Below are 15842 nucleotides of genomic sequence, written 5' to 3'. Positions count from 1 at the left end.
CGGGATCAGCAAGCGTCCACAGCCTGTACCGCGCGGACGGCCGGGGTCCAGCAGGCGTCGAACTGGTCCTACCAGTATCGCCAGGCCCCATGAACATGAGGCGCATGCTAGAAAGCCCGTGAGCTTCTATAGTGAATAACGACAGCCAACTGGTCCTACCAGTGCAACGGGAGCTTCCATGCAGAAACAGCGGGTGGCCGACCAGGTCGCAGAGCGTATCGAGCGGCTGATCGTCGACGGCGTGCTCAAGGTCGGCCAGGCACTGCCGTCCGAGCGGCGCCTGGTGGCCAAGCTCGGCTGCTCGCGCTCGGCCCTGCGCGAGGGCCTGCGGGCGCTGCGCGGGCGCGGCATCATCGATACCGAGCATGGCCGTGGGTCGTTCGTCGCCGATCTCGACCGCAACGCCGACGCCAGCCCGCTGATGCACCTGTTCGGCTCCCAGCCGCGCACCCTCTACGACCTGCTCGAAGTCCGCGCCCTGCTGGAGGGCGAGGCGGCCCGCCTGGCAGCGCTACGCGGCACCGAGGCAGACTTCGTCCTGCTCGCCCGGCGCTACGAAGAGATGCTCGCCAGCCACGAGGAAACCCAGCCGATCGATCCCCGCGAGCACGCCCGCCGCGACCACGCGTTCCACCGGGCGATCAGCGAGGCATCGCACAATCCGGTGCTGGTGCATACCCTGCAATCGCTCAACGAACTGCTGCTGAGCACGGTGTTCGCCTCGGTGAACAACCTCTATCACCGGCCGCCGCAGAAACGCCAGATCGACCGCCAGCACGCGCGCCTCTACGCGGCCCTCCGCGAGCGCCAGCCGGACCAGGCGCAACGGGCGGCGCGTGAACATATCCACAGCATCCGCGACAACCTGCGGGAGATCGAGCAGGAAGAACAGCGCCTGGTCCGCGCCACCCTGCGCCTGAACGGCTGGGGGTGACGCGCCACCGCGTCGCAGACCGGCCGCCGACCGAACGTGCTACCCTCGCCGCCTTCTGCCGCCGTCTCGTAGTCCCGTCATGCCCAGCAATGCGCTCTGGCTTCGCGCCGACCAACTGTCCAGCGTCTCCCCCACCGTCCTCGACTGGCTGTTCGACGAAGGGTCGCTGACCCGGCGCCTGACCGCCCTCGCCGACGGCGCGTTCCGCGTCGAACCCCTGCTGGAAGGCTGGCAGACCCTGCGCGACGACGAATGCCAGGGGCTCGACGTCCCTCCCGGCAGTAGCGGCTGGGTCCGCGAGGTCTACCTGCATGGCCACGACCGTCCCTGGGTGTTCGCCCGCAGCGTGGCGGCGCGCAGCGCCCTGGAAGGCTCGGGCTTCGACCTGGCGCTGCTCGGCACCCGCTCGCTGGGCGAGTTGCTGTTCAGCGACAGCGCCTTCGAGCGCGGGCCCATCGAAGTCTGCCGCTATCCGGCGGCCGGTCTGCCCGCCGAGGTCCGCGCCGAGGGTCTCTGGGGCCGTCGCTCACGGTTTTCCCGCGGCGCGCTCGGGGTGCTGGTGGCGGAGGTGTTCCTACCGCGCCTGTGGGACCAGGCGGGAATCGCCGACGTATAATCCCCCGGTCGACTCCGGAGGTCCCCATGTTCGTCACCCTGATCAAGCCGCTGGCCCGCCTGCACCCCCGCGCCTGGGACTTCGTCCAACTGGTGCGGCTGGACCGGCCGATCGGCATCTACCTGCTGCTCTGGCCGACCCTCTGGTCGCTGTGGATCGCCGCGGACGGCGTGCCGGAGCTGAAGAACCTGCTGATCTTCGTCCTCGGCGTCATCCTGATGCGCGCCGCCGGCTGCGTGATCAACGATTTCGCCGACCGCAATTTCGACGGCCATGTCGCACGCACCAAGGCGCGCCCGCTGGCCACCGGCAAGATCAGCGTGCGCGAGGCCTGGATCACCTTCGCCGTCCTGGTCGCGCTGAGCTTCGGCCTGGTCCTGCTGACCAACGCAACGACCGTCTGGCTATCGTTCGGCGCGGTAGCCGTGGCCTCGCTCTACCCCTTCATGAAGCGCTACACCTACTATCCGCAGGTGGTGCTGGGCGCCGCCTATTCCTGGGGCATCCTGATGGCCTTCACCGCCGAGCGCGGCGAACTGCCGGCCAGCGCCTGGCTGCTGTTCCTGGCCAACGTGCTGTGGACGGTCGCCTATGACTCCTACTACGCGATGACCGACCGCGAGGACGACCTGAAGATCGGCATCAAGTCCACCGCAATCCTCTTCGGCGATGCCGACCGCCTGATCATCGGCAGCCTGCAGGGCCTGACCTTGCTCCTGCTGGCGCTGGCCGGCAACCGCTTCGAACTGGGCCTGTGCTTCTACCTCGGCCTGGCGGTGGCGGCGGCCTGCTTCGTCTGGGAAGCCTGGTCGACCCGCGACCGCGACCCGCAGGCCTGCTTCCGCGCCTTCCTGCACAACCACTGGGCTGGCCTGGCGATCTTCCTCGGCACGGTCGCCGACTACGCGCTGCGTTGAGCGGCGCGCAGGCCGGCGACCGTCTAGTCCATGTCCGGCTGGGCGACGTGCCAGGCGCCCATCTTGCCGTCACCGTTCTTGTCGCCAGGCTTCTTGTCCTGGATGAAGGTATAAAGGGGCTTGCCGTAGTAGGCCCACTGCTGGGTGCCGTCCTCGCGAGCGACCAGGCTCCAGTCGCCGCTGGCCTGCGCTCCCTGGGCCGCTGCCAGCGGCGGCCAGTTCTTCGCGCACTGCCCGGAACAGGCGGATTGCCCTTCGCTGTCCTTGTCGTAGGTATAGAGCGTCATGCCCTTGCCATCGACCAGCACGCCGTCCTTCTCGGTGGCCGGCGCCACCGTTTCCTGGGCCAGCGCGGCGAACGCCGGCAGGGCCAGCGCCAGACCCAGCGCCAGGTGGATTCTGTTCATCGCGTCTCTCTCCTGTGTCTTCAGGTGGAGCGTTCGCCGCCCGCAGGGACGGCACCGGAACCTGTTGAGCATAGCCCCGCCGCGGGCAGTCGGCAGAAACTACGCCGTTGTGTCACATACCTGACACAATTTCGTTATCTAATGCGGCGCAAGACAGATCGACCCGAGGCAAGACCATGGTTGGCAAGACAATCCTCATCGTTGATGACGAAGCACCGATTCGCGAGATGATCGCCGTGGCCCTGGAGATGGCCGGCTACGAGTGCCTGGAGGCGGAAAATACCCAGCAGGCGCACGCGGTGATCGTCGACCGCAAGCCGGACCTGATCCTGCTCGACTGGATGCTCCCCGGCACTTCCGGCATCGAACTGGCGCGACGCCTGAAGCGTGACGAACTGACCGTCGACATCCCGATCATCATGCTCACCGCCAAGGGCGAGGAGGACAACAAGATCCAGGGCCTGGAGGTCGGCGCCGACGACTACATCACCAAGCCGTTCTCGCCCCGCGAGCTGGTCGCCCGCCTGAAGGCCGTACTGCGCCGCACCGGGCCTGGCGACAGCGAGGCGCCGATCGAGGTTGGCGGCCTGCTGCTGGACCCGATCAGCCACCGCGTGACCATCGACGGCAAGCCGGCCGAGATGGGCCCCACCGAGTACCGCCTGCTGCAGTTCTTCATGACTCACCAGGAACGCGCCTATACCCGCGGCCAACTGCTGGACCAGGTCTGGGGCGGCAACGTCTATGTCGAGGAGCGCACCGTCGACGTGCATATCCGCCGCCTGCGCAAGGCGCTCGGCGAGGTCTACGAAAATCTGGTTCAGACTGTCCGCGGGACCGGCTATCGTTTCTCCACCAAGAGCTGACCCCGCGCCCGGCCGCCCGGCGGCCGGAGTCGTTTCCCCTGGACGGTCCGTGACGGACCGCCACTGGACAGGATGCAATCCGTCGTGAACCAAGACTGGCGTGGAGCGCTGATCCGCCACCTGCTTCTCGTGCTGGCCGCCAGCCTCGTGCTCGGCGTGGTCAGCGGCCATTACGGCTGGGCCCTGGCCCTCGGCCTGGCTCTCTACCTCGGCTGGACCCTCTGGCAGCTACTGCGCCTGCACCAGTGGCTGCGCAACCACCAGCCAGACGAGCCACCGCCGGACAGCTACGGCCTCTGGGGCGAAGTCTTCGACAATATCTACCACCTGCAACGCCGCAACCAGCGCGCCCGTGGCCGCCTGCAGGCGGTGATCGACCGGATCCAGGAGTCCACCGCGGCGCTGCGTGACGCGGTGATCATGCTCGACAGCGACGGCAATCTGGAATGGTGGAACCTCGCCGCGGAAAACCTGCTCGGCCTGAAGACCCCGCAGGACGGTGGCCAGCCGGTGAGCAACCTGATCCGCCATCCGCGCTTCAAGGAATACTTCGACCAGGAGGATTACCGCGAGCCGCTGGAAATCCCCTCGCCGATCAACGAGCGCCTGCGCCTGCAGTTCCACATCACCCTCTACGGCAACCGCGAGCACCTGATGCTGGTCCGCGACGTCACCCGCGTCCACCAGCTGGAGCAGATGCGCAAGGACTTCGTGGCCAACGTCTCCCACGAGCTGCGCACGCCGCTGACGGTGATCGCCGGCTACCTGGAGACCCTCCTCGACAACGTCGAGGATGTGAACCCGCGCTGGCTGCGCGCCCTGCAACAGATGCAGCAGCAGGCCGGACGCATGCAGAACCTGCTCAACGACCTGCTCCTGCTGGCCAAGCTGGAGGCCACCGAATACCCCGGCGACAACAAGCCGGTGGCGGTGGACGCTCTCCTCGCCAGCATCCGCAACGACGCCCAGGCCCTGTCCGCCGGGCGCAACCACCGCATCAGCCTGGACGCCACACCCGCGGTGCAGCTCAAGGGCAGCGAGGCGGAACTGCGCAGCGCCTTCTCCAACCTGGTATTCAACGCGGTGAAGTACACCCCCGACGAGGGCGAGATCCGCATCCGCTGGTGGGCCGACGAACAGGGCGCGCACCTGTCGGTGCAGGACACCGGTATCGGCGTCGATCCCAAGCACCTGCCGCGCCTGACCGAGCGCTTCTACCGGGTGGACTCCAGCCGCGCCTCCAACACCGGCGGCACCGGCCTCGGCCTGGCCATCGTCAAGCACGTGCTGATCCGCCACCGCGCGCGCCTGGAAATCAGCAGCGTGCCCGGCAAGGGCAGCACCTTCACCTGCCATTTCGCCCCGGCGCAGGTCGCCGAGGCCGAGCGCAAGGCGTCGAAGTGAGCCTCGTCGCGGTGCCGCGCCGCCGGCGTCGGCACGGCCAAGGCTTGCAAGCGACGACACAGCCCCTCATTCTTAAGGGCCTTTTGGCTACCGCACACCCCCATGGACCCTTCTCCTAGTACCAGCATCGCCACCTATTTCGCCGATGCCGGCCTGATCCTCTTTGCGCTTTTCCTCGTCCTGCTCAACGGCTTCTTCGTCGCCGCCGAGTTCGCCATGGTCAAGCTCCGCGCCACCCGCGTGGAAACCATCGCCAAGCAGCACGGCTGGCGCGGCGCCATCCTGCGCAAGGTACACAACCAGTTGGACGCCTACCTGTCCGCCTGCCAGCTGGGCATCACCCTGGCCTCCCTGGGCCTGGGCTGGGTCGGTGAGCCGGCCTTCGCCGAACTCCTGGAACCGCTGCTGGCGATGATCGGCGTGCACTCCGACGAACTGATCCGCGGTATCTCCTTCTTCACCGCGTTCTTCATCATTTCCTACCTGCACATCGTGGTCGGCGAGCTGGCGCCCAAGTCCTGGGCGATCCGCAAGCCGGAACTGCTGTCGCTGTGGACGGCGGTGCCGCTGTACCTCTTCTACTGGCTGATGTACCCGGCGATCTGGCTGCTCAACGCCAGCGCCAACGCCATCCTCAAGATCGCCGGCCAGGGCGAGCCCGGCCCGCACCACGAGCATCACTACAGCCGCGACGAACTGAAGCTGATTCTCCACTCCAGCCGCGCCCAGGACCCCAGCGACCAGGGCATGCGCGTGCTGGCCTCGGCGGTGGAGCTGGGCGAGCTGGAGGTGGTCGACTGGGCCAACTCCCGCGAAGACCTGGTCTACCTCGAGCACGACGCGCCGCTGGCGGACATCCTCGCGGTGATCCGTCGCCACAAGTACAGCCGCTACCCGGTCTGGGACAGCCACAAGGGCGAGTTCATCGGCCTGCTGCACATCAAGGACCTGCTGCTGGCACTGTCCGCCCTGGACAGCCTGCCGGAGACCTTCGACCTCGACGAACTGGTGCGCCCGCTGGAGATCGTCACCAAGCACACCCCGCTGTCGCGCCTGCTGGAGCAGTTCCGCAAGGGCGGCGCGCACTTCGCCGTGGTGGAAGAGGCCGATCACAAGGTGGTCGGCTTCCTGACCATGGAGGACGTGCTGGAAGTGCTGGTCGGTGACATCCAGGACGAACACCGCAAGACCGAGCGCGGCATCCTCGCCTACCAGCCGGGCAAGCTGCTGGTGCGCGGCGACACACCGCTGTTCAAGCTCGAGCGCCTGCTCGGCATCGACCTCGATCATGTCGAGGCGGACACTCTCGCCGGGCTGGTCTACGACACCCTGAAGCGGGTGCCGGAGGAAGAGGAAGTCCTCGACACCGAGGGCCTGCGGATCATCGTGAAGAAGATGCGCGGTCCGAAGATCGTCCTGGCCAAGGTGGTCAAGCTCGACTGAGACGAGCCGGCGCCGCCACGGCGCCGGCGACTTTTCAAGGCTCGCGGACGATGGCGAAGTTCGGCAGGCTGTCGACCGGCTGGGCGAAGTCGTAGGGAATCGACTCCAGCGCCAGGCCGACGTTGCGCTGGATCACGAAGTGCAGGTGCGGCCCGCTGCTGTTGCCGGTGTTGCCGGAGCGCGCCAGCGGCGTGCCGACCTGGACCCGCTGGCCCTCGGCGACCAGCACCGAATGGCGCATCAGGTGCAGGTAGACGCCCATGGTGCCGTCGTCGTGCAGGATGCGGACGAAGTTGCCCGAGGGATTGTTGCCGCGCCCACTCTGGTTGTTCTCGATCTTCACCACGGTGCCGCCGCGGGCGGCGATGATCGGCGTGCCCTCGGGCATGGCGATGTCCATCGCGTAGCGGCCCTTGGGGGTGAAGTGGCTGTACTTGCCATTGGCGCCCTGGGACAGGCGGAACGGCCCGCCGCGCCAGGGCAGCGGATAGCGATAGAGCAGCGGCTGCTGGCGCGGGTCGCCGAGCGCATAGCGCAGCTTCGGCGTGTAGCTCATCGGCTTGCCGGCCTTGCGCGGCGCCAGGGTCGCCAGGCGCACCTGGCTGCGCGCCGGGACCACCCAGCGAATCGGCCCGTCGGGCACCCCGACGGCATTGCGCGGGTTGCGGATCCGCAACTCGACCTCGACCGGCGCGTAGAGGTCGTTGCGCACCTGCAGGGTCTCGCCACCCGCATGCTTCTTCGTCTCCAGCTTCACTTCCCGTTCCAGGTGCTCGACCATCCGGTCGCGGAAGACGAACACCTGCGCCCCGGCCACGGCGCGGTCGGAGTAGGTCACCACGCCATTGGCGTCGGTGTACTTGTAGATGGTCAGGGCCGCAGCCGGAGCTGCCGCGGCGAACAGGCCACAGAGAAGGAGAAGGCGCCCTAGCATGACTGCACGGATCGTGTCGTTCTGGTTATCCCGAATCGGCAAGACTAGCAGCGCTTTATTGCCAGGGCGAGACGACAGCGAGCGGGCTGTGAACGGATCGTCGGGAAAAAAACCGCTCAGGCGCCGGGAACGTAGTGCTTCTGGGTACTTCCGCGGGCGATCAGGCGCGACAGGTAGTCGAGCTTCTGCGGGTCGCGGTCGACGAAACGCAGGGTCAGCAGCAGCCAATCGCTATCCGGCTTCGGCTCCAGCGCGGCGATGGCGTGCAGGTAGCCGTTCAGGCGCGCCACGTCGCTGTTTTCCTCGAGGTCCAGCACCGCGCTTTCCAGCACCTGCGGCAGCGGGTCGGCGCGCTTCACCACCAGTTGCGCTTCCTTCAGGCTGACCGCCTTGATCACGCAGGGCATGCTGCTCTGCGGCAGGCGCAATTGCGCCTGGCCCAGCGGGTTGCCGCTGCCGGCGGGACGCGCGCTGGCCTGGGGAGCCGAAGCCGGCTTCGGCGCGGGGGCCGGTTTTGCCGGACTGGCGGCGGGCTTGATCACCTCGGCGCGACCGCCGGTCAGAGCGGCCAGCGAATCGTTGGCCATGCCGCTGGCGATCTCCCGGCGCGGCGCGTGGGCCGCCAGGGCTTCCAGCTTGCCGCTGCGGCTCAGGGCCTTCTTGATCTTGGCCACCAACTGGTCATTGGAGAATGGCTTGCCGATGTAGTCCGACACCCCGGCCTGGATCGCCTGGACCACGTTCTCCTTGTCGCCGCGACTGGTGACCATGATGAACGGGGTAGTCTTGAGGTTTTCCTGGGCACGGCACCAGGTCAGCAGTTCGAGGCCGGACATCTCCGGCATCTCCCAGTCGCAGAGGATCAGGTCGACGTTCTGCCGACTGAGCAATTGCTGGGCCTTGCGGCCGTTCACGGCCTCCTCGATATGAAGGCCGGGGAAGTTGTCGCGCAACCCTTTCTTCATCAGATCTCGGATGAAGGGGGCGTCATCCACCACTAGCGCGCTGACTTTGCTCATCGACTTCTCCTGGACAGGTTCGCCTAGGATAGCCTCCCCTGCTGGCAGGATGCCAAGCCTTGCTGCAGTCGCGCGAAGAAACAAGGCTCCAGGTCAAGGGAGCCTTGCCTGCGGAAGATCACTCGCCGCGGTTGTTCTCGACCTCTTCCTTCATGCGGGTCAGGCCGATGTGACGAACGTCGGTGCCGCGAACCAGGTAGATCACCAGCTCGGCGATGTTGCGCGCATGGTCGCCGATGCGCTCCAGCGAGCGCAGGGCCCAGATGATGTTGAGCACGCGGGATATCGCCCGCGGGTCTTCCATCATGTAGGTGACCAGCTCGCGCAGGGCGGTCTTGTATTCGCGATCGACGGTCTTGTCGTACTGTGCCACGGACAGCGCCAGGTCGGCATCGAAGCGGGCAAAGGCGTCCAGTGCCTCCTGCACCATCCTCTGCACTTGGCTGCCGATGTGCCGAACCTCGACGTAGCCGCGCGGCGACTCGCCTTCCTCGCACAGCTGGATGGCGCGGCGGGCGACCTTGGAGGCCTCGTCGCCGATCCGCTCGAGGTCGATCACCGACTTCGAGATGCTGATGATCAGGCGCAGGTCGGAGGCCGCCGGCTGACGCCGGGCGAGGATACGCACGCACTCCTCGTCGATGTTGCGCTCCATCTGGTTGATCTGGTCGTCGATCTCGCGGACCTGCTGGGCGAGGCCGGAGTCGGCGTCGATCAGCGCGTTGACCGCGTCGTTGACCTGCTTTTCCACCAGCCCGCCCATGGCCAGGAGGTGGCTGCGCACATCCTCCAGCTCGGCGTTGAACTGCTGGGAGATGTGATGGGTGAGACTGTCTTTGTTGATCATGTGGGGAATCCTTCTGGAGCCGCTGCGACCGGTGACATCAACGAGCTACGGAGAGCGCCGGAGGCAGCGGTATCGCCGCGCCTCCGGACGCGCCGCTAGCCGTAGCGGCCGGTGATGTAGTCTTCGGTCTGCTTCTTCGCCGGGTTGGTGAACAGCGTATCGGTGTCGCCGAACTCGATCAGCTTGCCCATGTACATGAACGCCGTATAGTCGGAAACCCGCGCGGCCTGCTGCATGTTGTGGGTAACGATGACGATGGTGAACTTCGACTTCAACTCGTAGATCAGCTCTTCGATCTTCAGCGTGGAGATCGGGTCCAGCGCCGAGCACGGCTCGTCGAGCAGCAGCACTTCCGGTTCCACCGCGATGGTCCGGGCGATCACAAGGCGCTGCTGCTGGCCACCGGACAGGCCGAGGGCGGACTCGTGCAGGCGATCCTTCACCTCCTCCCACAGCGCAGCCCCCTTCAGCGCCCACTCGACGGCCTCGTCAAGTACGCGCTTCTTGTTGATGCCCTGGATACGCAGGCCGTAGACCACGTTCTCGTAGATGCTCTTGGGGAACGGGTTGGGCTTCTGGAACACCATGCCGACGCGACGGCGCAGCTCGGCGACGTCGACGCCCTTGGCGAAGATGTTGTGGCCATCGAGGCGGATCTCGCCTTCGACGCGGCAGCCGTCCACCAGGTCGTTCATCCGGTTGAAGCAGCGCAGCAGGGTCGACTTGCCGCAGCCGGACGGGCCGATGAAGGCGGTCACGCGCTGCTTCGGAATGTTCATCCGGACGTCGAACAGGGCCTGCTTGGCGCCGTAGAACAGGTTCAGCCCGGGCACTTCCAGTTCGACACTTTCGGAAGCCAGGTCGAGGCTCTGGCGGTCGCGGCCGAGCGCATCGAAGTTGATGCCGTGGCTGGCGGTCTCGTTTTGCATGGGAAGCTCCCTCAATCAGTTTTCCAGGGCCTTGTACTTCTCGCGCAGGCGATTGCGGATCGCGATGGCGGAGAAGTTCAGCAGGGCGATCACCACGACCAGCAGCAACGCCGTAGCGTATACCAGCGGCCGTGCGGCCTCGACGTTGGGGCTCTGGAAACCGACGTCGTAGATATGGAAACCGAGGTGCATGATCTTCTGGTCGAGATGCACGTACGGATAGTTACCGTCGACCGGCAGCGACGGTGCCAGTTTCACCACGCCGACCAGCATCAGCGGCGCCACTTCGCCGGCGGCACGAGCCACGGCGAGGATCAGGCCGGTCATCATCGCCGGGCTGGCCATCGGCAGGACGATCTTCCACAGCGTTTCCGCCTTGGTCGCGCCGAGCGCCAGGGAGCCTTCGCGGACCGCGCGCGGAATCCGCGCCAGGCCTTCCTCGGTGGCGACGATCACCACCGGCACGGCGAGGATCGCCAGGGTCAGCGAGGCCCAGAACAGTCCGGGGGTACCGAAGGTCGGCGCCGGCAGGGCCTCGGGGAAGAACAGCCGGTCGATGGAACCGCCCAGCACGTAGACGAAGAAGCCCAGGCCGAACACGCCGTAGACGATCGCCGGTACGCCGGCGAGGTTGTTCACGGCGATGCGGATCACCCGGGTCAGCGGCCCCTGCTTGGCGTACTCGCGCAGGTAGACCGCAGCGATCACGCCGAACGGGGTGACGATCAGCGCCATCACCAGGGTCATCATCACGGTGCCGAAGATCGCCGGGAAGATACCGCCCTCGGTATTGGCCTCGCGCGGATCGTCGCTGAGGAACTCCCAGAGCTTCTTGAAGTACACCGTCATCTTGGTGCCCAGGCCCATGGCGTTGGGCTGGTAGGCATGCACCAGCTTGCCAAGGGTGATTTCGCTCTCGCGGCCGCTGGCGTCGCGCATTACCACGCTGTCGCGGTTGAACTCCTGGTGCAGGCCGTTGAGCTGCTCTTCCAGGACCTTGTAGCGCGCCTGCAACTCGCTGCGCTCGGCGGCCAGGTCGGCCTGGGCGGCGGCGTCCAGCTTGCCGTCCAACTGCAACTTGCGCTCTTTCAGGCGCAGGCGCTCGAGACCGTGGTTGATCCCGCCGATGTCGCCCTTCTCCAGCTTGTAGAGCTTGGCGTAGAGGTCATCCACCCGCTGCATGCGCTTCTGCAGTTCGCCTACCGCGGCGTCGCCTTCGGCGACCACCTGGCCGTTCTCCTTGACGCTCAGCAGGTAGCCGTAGAAGTTGCCCCACTCGCGGCGTTCGAGAACCATCAGCGCTTCGGGACGCTTGATGTCCTGCAGCCACTCGCCGACGACCCAGGAGAAATCGCTGCCGTAAAGCTCGCGGTTGCCCAGCTTGAGCAGCTCGCGGGTCATGAATTCGGGGCCGGCCTCCGGGACCGGCATGCCGGCGCTGCGCAGGCGCGCGCGCGGCACTTCCTCGGCCTGGACCACCTCGCCGATCACGGTCTTGGCGGCTTCGCCAGGGATCTGGTAAGTCGCCTCGATGACGTTCGCCGGCCAGAAGTGGCCGAGGCCGCGTACCGCGATCACCGCCAGCAGGCCGATGGTCATGATCACCGCGATCGACACCGCGCCGGCGTTCATCCACACCCAGGGCGAGCCGCTGCCGAACCAGGCTTTGACGGTTTCCTGTTTCTGTTTCACAGAGCTATACCTCCGGCGCTTACAACGACGCGTATTTCTTGCGCAGACGCTGACGGATCAGCTCTGCCAGGGTGTTCATCACGAAGGTGAACGTCAGCAGTACCAGCGCCGAGAGGAACAGCACGCGGTAGTGGCTGCCGCCGACCTCCGACTCGGGCATCTCCACCGCGACGTTGGCTGCCAGGGTGCGCATGCCTTCGAAGATGTTCAGTTCCATCACCGGGGTATTGCCGGTCGCCATCAGCACGATCATGGTCTCGCCGACGGCGCGGCCCATGCCGATCATCAGCGCCGAGAAGATGCCTGGGCTGGCGGTCAGGATCACCACGCGGGTCAGCGTCTGCCAGGGCGTGGCGCCCAGGGCCAGGGAGCCGTAGGTAAGGCTGCGCGGCACGCTGAAGATGGCGTCCTCGGCGATCGAGAAGATATTCGGGATCACCGCGAAGCCCATTGCCAGCCCGACGATCAGGGCATTTCGCTGGTCGTAGGTGATGCCCAGGTCGTGGCTCAACCAGAGGCGCATGTCGCCGCCGAAGAAGGTGGTCTCCAGGTGCGGGCTCAGCCACAGGGCGAAGGCGCCGACGGCGAGCACCACCGGGATCAGCAGCGCGGCTTCCCAGCCGGCCGGCAGGCTCAGGCGGATACGCTCGGGCAGGCGGCTCCAGAGCAGGCCGGCGAGAAGGATGCCCAGCGGCGTCAGCAACAGCAGGCTGAACACCCCCGGCAGGTGGCCTTCGACGTAGGGCGCCAGGAACAGGCCGGCGAAGAAGCCGAGGATCACCGTCGGCAGCGCCTCCATCAGCTCGATCACCGGCTTGACCTTGCGGCGCATCGCCGGAGCCATGAAATAGGCGGTGTAGACGGCGGCCGCGATGGCCAGCGGAGCTGCCAGGATCATCGCGTAGAAGGCGGCCTTGAGCGTGCCGAAGGTCAGCGGCGAGAGGCTCAGCTTCGGTTCGAAGTCGGTGGTCGCGGCGGTGGACTGCCAGACGTAGGCCGGCTTGTCGTAGCTCTCGTACCAGACCTTGCCCCAGAGCGCGCTCCAGGAGATTTCCGGGTGCGGGTTGCTCAGGGCGAAGCGGTGGATCTTGCCACCCTGCTCCAGCAGCAGGCGGTTGGCCCGCGGCGACAGGGTGATGACCCCGGAAGAGTCGGCGACCGGCTGGACCAGCAGGGTACGGTGCGCGGTGCTGTGGAAGACGCCGAGGTTGCCCTTCTCGTCCAGGGCGATGAAGCCCTTGCGCCGTTGTTCCGGAGCGATGGCGCTGATCGGCGCGCCATCCAGGTTGAAGTCGCGAACGTGCGACAGGCGCGGTTCGCCGTCGGTATCGCGAGCCATGAACCACTGGGCGATGCCACCCTTGGAATCGCCCACCAGCAGCGAGATGCCGCCCAGCAGCTGGGTGCTCGCGGTGACCTCGGCGTTGGGGTCTTCCAGCAGCTTGTAGCGACCGTTCAACTGGCGGCTGTGCAGGTCAAACACATCGGCGGTGGCACGTCCGTTGATCACGTACAGCCACTGCTTGCGCGGGTCGAGGTAGATGGCTTTCACCGGTTCGGCGATCTGCGGGAGTTCGATGCGCTCCTCGTCCAGCGTGCTTTCGCCGGTCAGCATGTTCTCTTCGCGAGTCATGCTCAACAGCAGCAGTTGCTTGTCGACGGAGCCAGCCAGCAGCAGGCTGTCGTCGCCGGCATTGATGCTCACATGCTCCAGCGGGCGGCCCTGCGGATCGAGACCGATCGGGGTCTCGCCGTAGGGGAAGGCGATCTCCGGGGTGATGGTCTTCTTGTTGTCCGGGTAGGTGACCTTGTAGGTGTGCTGGAACACCAGCACCTGTCCGTTGGACAGGCCCAGGGCGACCGTCGGGCTGCCCGGCTGGTCCTGGGCGATCGAGCGGATCTCGCTGCCCGCCGGAAGCGGCAGAGCGACACGCTTCAGTTCGACACCGGTCTTGGCGTTGAAGAAGAGGATCTCGCCCTGGCCGCCAACGCGCATGGCCACCTGGTTCTGCTCCTCGATGCTGAGCAGCAGGGGCACCTGCGCCTGCTGCATCCAGGCCGGAGTCAGCGCTTCGCGGGTCTCCAGGTCGGCGCCGCGGAACAGCGGGAGCACGACGTAGGCCAGGTAGAAGAAGATCAGGGTGATCGCCGCCAGCACGGCCAGGCCGCCGACCAGCACGTACCAGCGGGTCAGGCGGTCCTTGAGGGCACGGATGCGGCGCTTGCGTTGCAGGGCTGGCGTATTGAAGTCAATCCGCTCGGGAGCAAGGGAGGAGTTCATCGGGGAGTTGGCCATGTCGTTCATGGGGTGACACCCTAAAGGCTCTGTATGACAGACAGATGACAGCAACATGACGCAACAAAGCCCGCCAGCAGAGCCTCGCTGGCGGGAAAGGCCGGCGGGTCCTAGCGCCCGCCGGCAGAGCCTTCATGCCTGGACGGCCCATCGCTGGGCCATCCGCTCAAGTCACTGGATTACAGGCCCAGTTCCTTGATCGCCTTCTCGGCCACCTTGGCCGGCAGCGGGATGTAGCCGTCCTTGACCACGACCTGCTGGCCGGTCTTGGACAGGACCAGCTTGAGGAACTGAGCCTCCAGCGGATCCAGCGGCTTGTTCGGTGCCTTGTTCACGTAGACGTAGAGGAAGCGCGACAGCGGGTAGGTGCCGTTCAGGGCGTTCTGCTCGTTGTCCTCGACGAAGGCAGCGCCTTCCTTCTTGGCCAGGGCCACGGTCTTCACGCTGGCGGTCTTGTAGCCGATACCGGAGTAGCCGATGCCGTTCAGCGACTGGCTGACCGACTGCACCACGGAAGCCGAACCCGGCTGCTCGTTGACGTTCGGACGGAAGTCGCCTTTGCACAGGGCTTCTTCCTTGAAGTAGCCGTAGGTGCCGGAAACCGAGTTGCGGCCGAACAGTTGCACCGGCTTCTTCGCCCAGTCACCGGTCAGGCCCAGGTCGCCCCAGGTCTTCACGTCCTGCTTGCTGCCGCACAGGCGGGTAGCGGAGAAGATCGCATCGACCTGCTGCATGGTCAGGCCTTTGATCGGGTTGTCCTTGTGCACGAAGATCGCCAGGGCGTCGACAGCGACCGGGACGGCGGTCGGCTTATAGCCGTACTTCTGCTCGAAAGCCTGCAGCTCGACGTCCTTCATCTTGCGGCTCATCGGGCCCAGGTTGGCGGTGCCTTCGGTCAGGGCCGGCGGCGCGGTAGAAGAGCCGGCAGCCTGGATCTGGATGTTCACGTTCGGATAGAGGCGCTTGTACTCCTCGGCCCACATGGTCATCAGGTTGGCCAGAGTGTCGGAGCCGACGCTCGACAGGTTGCCCGACACACCGCTGGCTTTCTGATATTCCGGCAGCGCCGGGTCGATCGCGGCTACCGCGGAAGCGGCGCCTACGCCTGCGGCGACGAACGTCAGGGCCGCCATCAAACGCTTGAGTTTCATGCCTTGCTCCTTGGACAGGATGGGGTTGGATGGAACGGGGGCCAGTATCGTCAGGCCGCATGAAGACTCTATGAAAGGAATGTGACAGTTGGATGAAATGCCATCAGCCTTTCGACATTTTTCCGCAAGCCTTGGGAGAAGCCCTGCCACACCCCTAAAAGCCTGGAAACACAGGGGCTCCAGCCTTTCACGGAGGGGCCCGGGAGGCCCTCTGGAGCGCGTTTTCGATCCGCCTGGGGGAGGTAGCCGTCCATCCGTTTCATGCAGGATGGGTAGTTTCCAGGGCAATTGTGACAGTCGCCGCCGGCATTCGCAGTCGAGAAAAGAAGCGAGGAAGCACGCCTTTTTCCGCACGCAAAAGCAAAACCCCTGGTCATCGCTGACCAG

General features: G+C 66.1%; 14 protein-coding genes. 6 read left to right on the top strand and 8 right to left on the bottom strand.

Going from position 1 to position 15842, the window contains the following annotated elements; all coding sequences use genetic code 11:
* Positions 1–178: 178 nt before the first annotated feature.
* From glcC to ubiA, 3 genes are all read left to right on the top strand, one after another.
* Complete coding sequence (gene glcC / locus HMPREF2914_RS00500; protein ID WP_003096643.1) at positions 179–934, top strand: transcriptional regulator GlcC; 756 nt, start codon at positions 179–181, stop codon at positions 932–934.
* A gap of 79 nt (positions 935–1013) precedes the next feature.
* Positions 1014–1550 (top strand): chorismate lyase, encoded by a 537-nt coding sequence (locus HMPREF2914_RS00495; RefSeq protein ID WP_015503856.1) that lies wholly within the window; start codon positions 1014–1016, stop codon positions 1548–1550.
* A gap of 26 nt (positions 1551–1576) precedes the next feature.
* Positions 1577–2467, top strand: a complete 891-nt coding sequence (ubiA, locus tag HMPREF2914_RS00490) for a 4-hydroxybenzoate octaprenyltransferase (RefSeq protein WP_003096650.1) — start codon at positions 1577–1579, stop codon at positions 2465–2467.
* A gap of 23 nt (positions 2468–2490) precedes the next feature.
* Here ubiA and HMPREF2914_RS00485 read toward each other — a convergent pair whose 3' ends face one another.
* A complete protein-coding gene (locus HMPREF2914_RS00485; RefSeq protein ID WP_003096652.1) occupies positions 2491–2874 on the bottom strand; it encodes a COG4315 family predicted lipoprotein in 384 nt (127 codons plus the stop codon).
* Positions 2875–3050: 176 nt separating this feature from the next.
* Between HMPREF2914_RS00485 and phoB the strand changes: the two genes are divergently transcribed.
* The 3 genes from phoB (at position 3051) to HMPREF2914_RS00470 (ending at position 6587) form a co-directional block, all read left to right on the top strand.
* The gene (gene phoB, locus HMPREF2914_RS00480) at positions 3051–3740 is read left to right on the top strand and encodes a phosphate regulon transcriptional regulator PhoB (protein WP_003096653.1); all 690 of its coding nucleotides are present in this window, start codon (positions 3051–3053) and stop codon (positions 3738–3740) included.
* Between the two features lie 72 nt (positions 3741–3812).
* Positions 3813–5144 carry a phosphate regulon sensor histidine kinase PhoR gene (phoR, locus tag HMPREF2914_RS00475; RefSeq protein ID WP_003136283.1) on the top strand — a complete coding sequence of 444 codons (1332 nt, stop codon included), beginning with the start codon at positions 3813–3815 and terminating at the stop codon, positions 5142–5144.
* Between the two features lie 102 nt (positions 5145–5246).
* Positions 5247–6587, top strand: a complete 1341-nt coding sequence (locus HMPREF2914_RS00470) for a hemolysin family protein (protein WP_003096655.1) — start codon at positions 5247–5249, stop codon at positions 6585–6587.
* Positions 6588–6621: 34 nt separating this feature from the next.
* Here HMPREF2914_RS00470 and HMPREF2914_RS00465 read toward each other — a convergent pair whose 3' ends face one another.
* From HMPREF2914_RS00465 to pstS, 7 genes are all read right to left on the bottom strand, one after another.
* Positions 6622–7521, bottom strand: a complete 900-nt coding sequence (locus HMPREF2914_RS00465) for a peptidoglycan DD-metalloendopeptidase family protein (RefSeq protein ID WP_003096656.1) — start codon at positions 7519–7521, stop codon at positions 6622–6624.
* A gap of 116 nt (positions 7522–7637) precedes the next feature.
* Positions 7638–8540, bottom strand: coding sequence for a response regulator (locus HMPREF2914_RS00460; RefSeq protein WP_003096657.1), 903 nt, complete (start codon positions 8538–8540; stop codon positions 7638–7640).
* A 118-nt stretch (positions 8541–8658) separates the two neighbouring features.
* Positions 8659–9387, bottom strand: a complete 729-nt coding sequence (gene phoU, locus HMPREF2914_RS00455) for a phosphate signaling complex protein PhoU (RefSeq protein ID WP_003142030.1) — start codon at positions 9385–9387, stop codon at positions 8659–8661.
* A 95-nt stretch (positions 9388–9482) separates the two neighbouring features.
* Complete coding sequence (gene pstB, locus HMPREF2914_RS00450; protein ID WP_003096663.1) at positions 9483–10316, bottom strand: phosphate ABC transporter ATP-binding protein PstB; 834 nt, start codon at positions 10314–10316, stop codon at positions 9483–9485.
* A 15-nt stretch (positions 10317–10331) separates the two neighbouring features.
* On the bottom strand, positions 10332–12008 hold the full coding sequence (pstA, locus tag HMPREF2914_RS00445) for a phosphate ABC transporter permease PstA (RefSeq protein WP_003096667.1): 1677 nt from the start codon (positions 12006–12008) through the stop codon (positions 10332–10334).
* A gap of 19 nt (positions 12009–12027) precedes the next feature.
* Positions 12028–14061, bottom strand: a complete 2034-nt coding sequence (locus tag HMPREF2914_RS00440; RefSeq protein ID WP_003123734.1) for an ABC transporter permease subunit — start codon at positions 14059–14061, stop codon at positions 12028–12030.
* A 422-nt stretch (positions 14062–14483) separates the two neighbouring features.
* Positions 14484–15455: a phosphate ABC transporter substrate-binding protein PstS gene (gene pstS, locus HMPREF2914_RS00435; RefSeq protein ID WP_003096673.1), complete on the bottom strand. Its 972-nt coding sequence runs from the start codon at positions 15453–15455 to the stop codon at positions 14484–14486.
* Between the last annotated feature and the right edge of the window lie 387 nt (positions 15456–15842).

This window comes from Pseudomonas sp. HMSC067G02 (assembly GCF_001813485.1).
GTDB classification, from domain to species: domain Bacteria; phylum Pseudomonadota; class Gammaproteobacteria; order Pseudomonadales; family Pseudomonadaceae; genus Pseudomonas; species Pseudomonas aeruginosa.
Note: the sequence above shows the minus strand (reverse complement) of the source record. Positions and strands in the feature narration are given on the sequence as shown.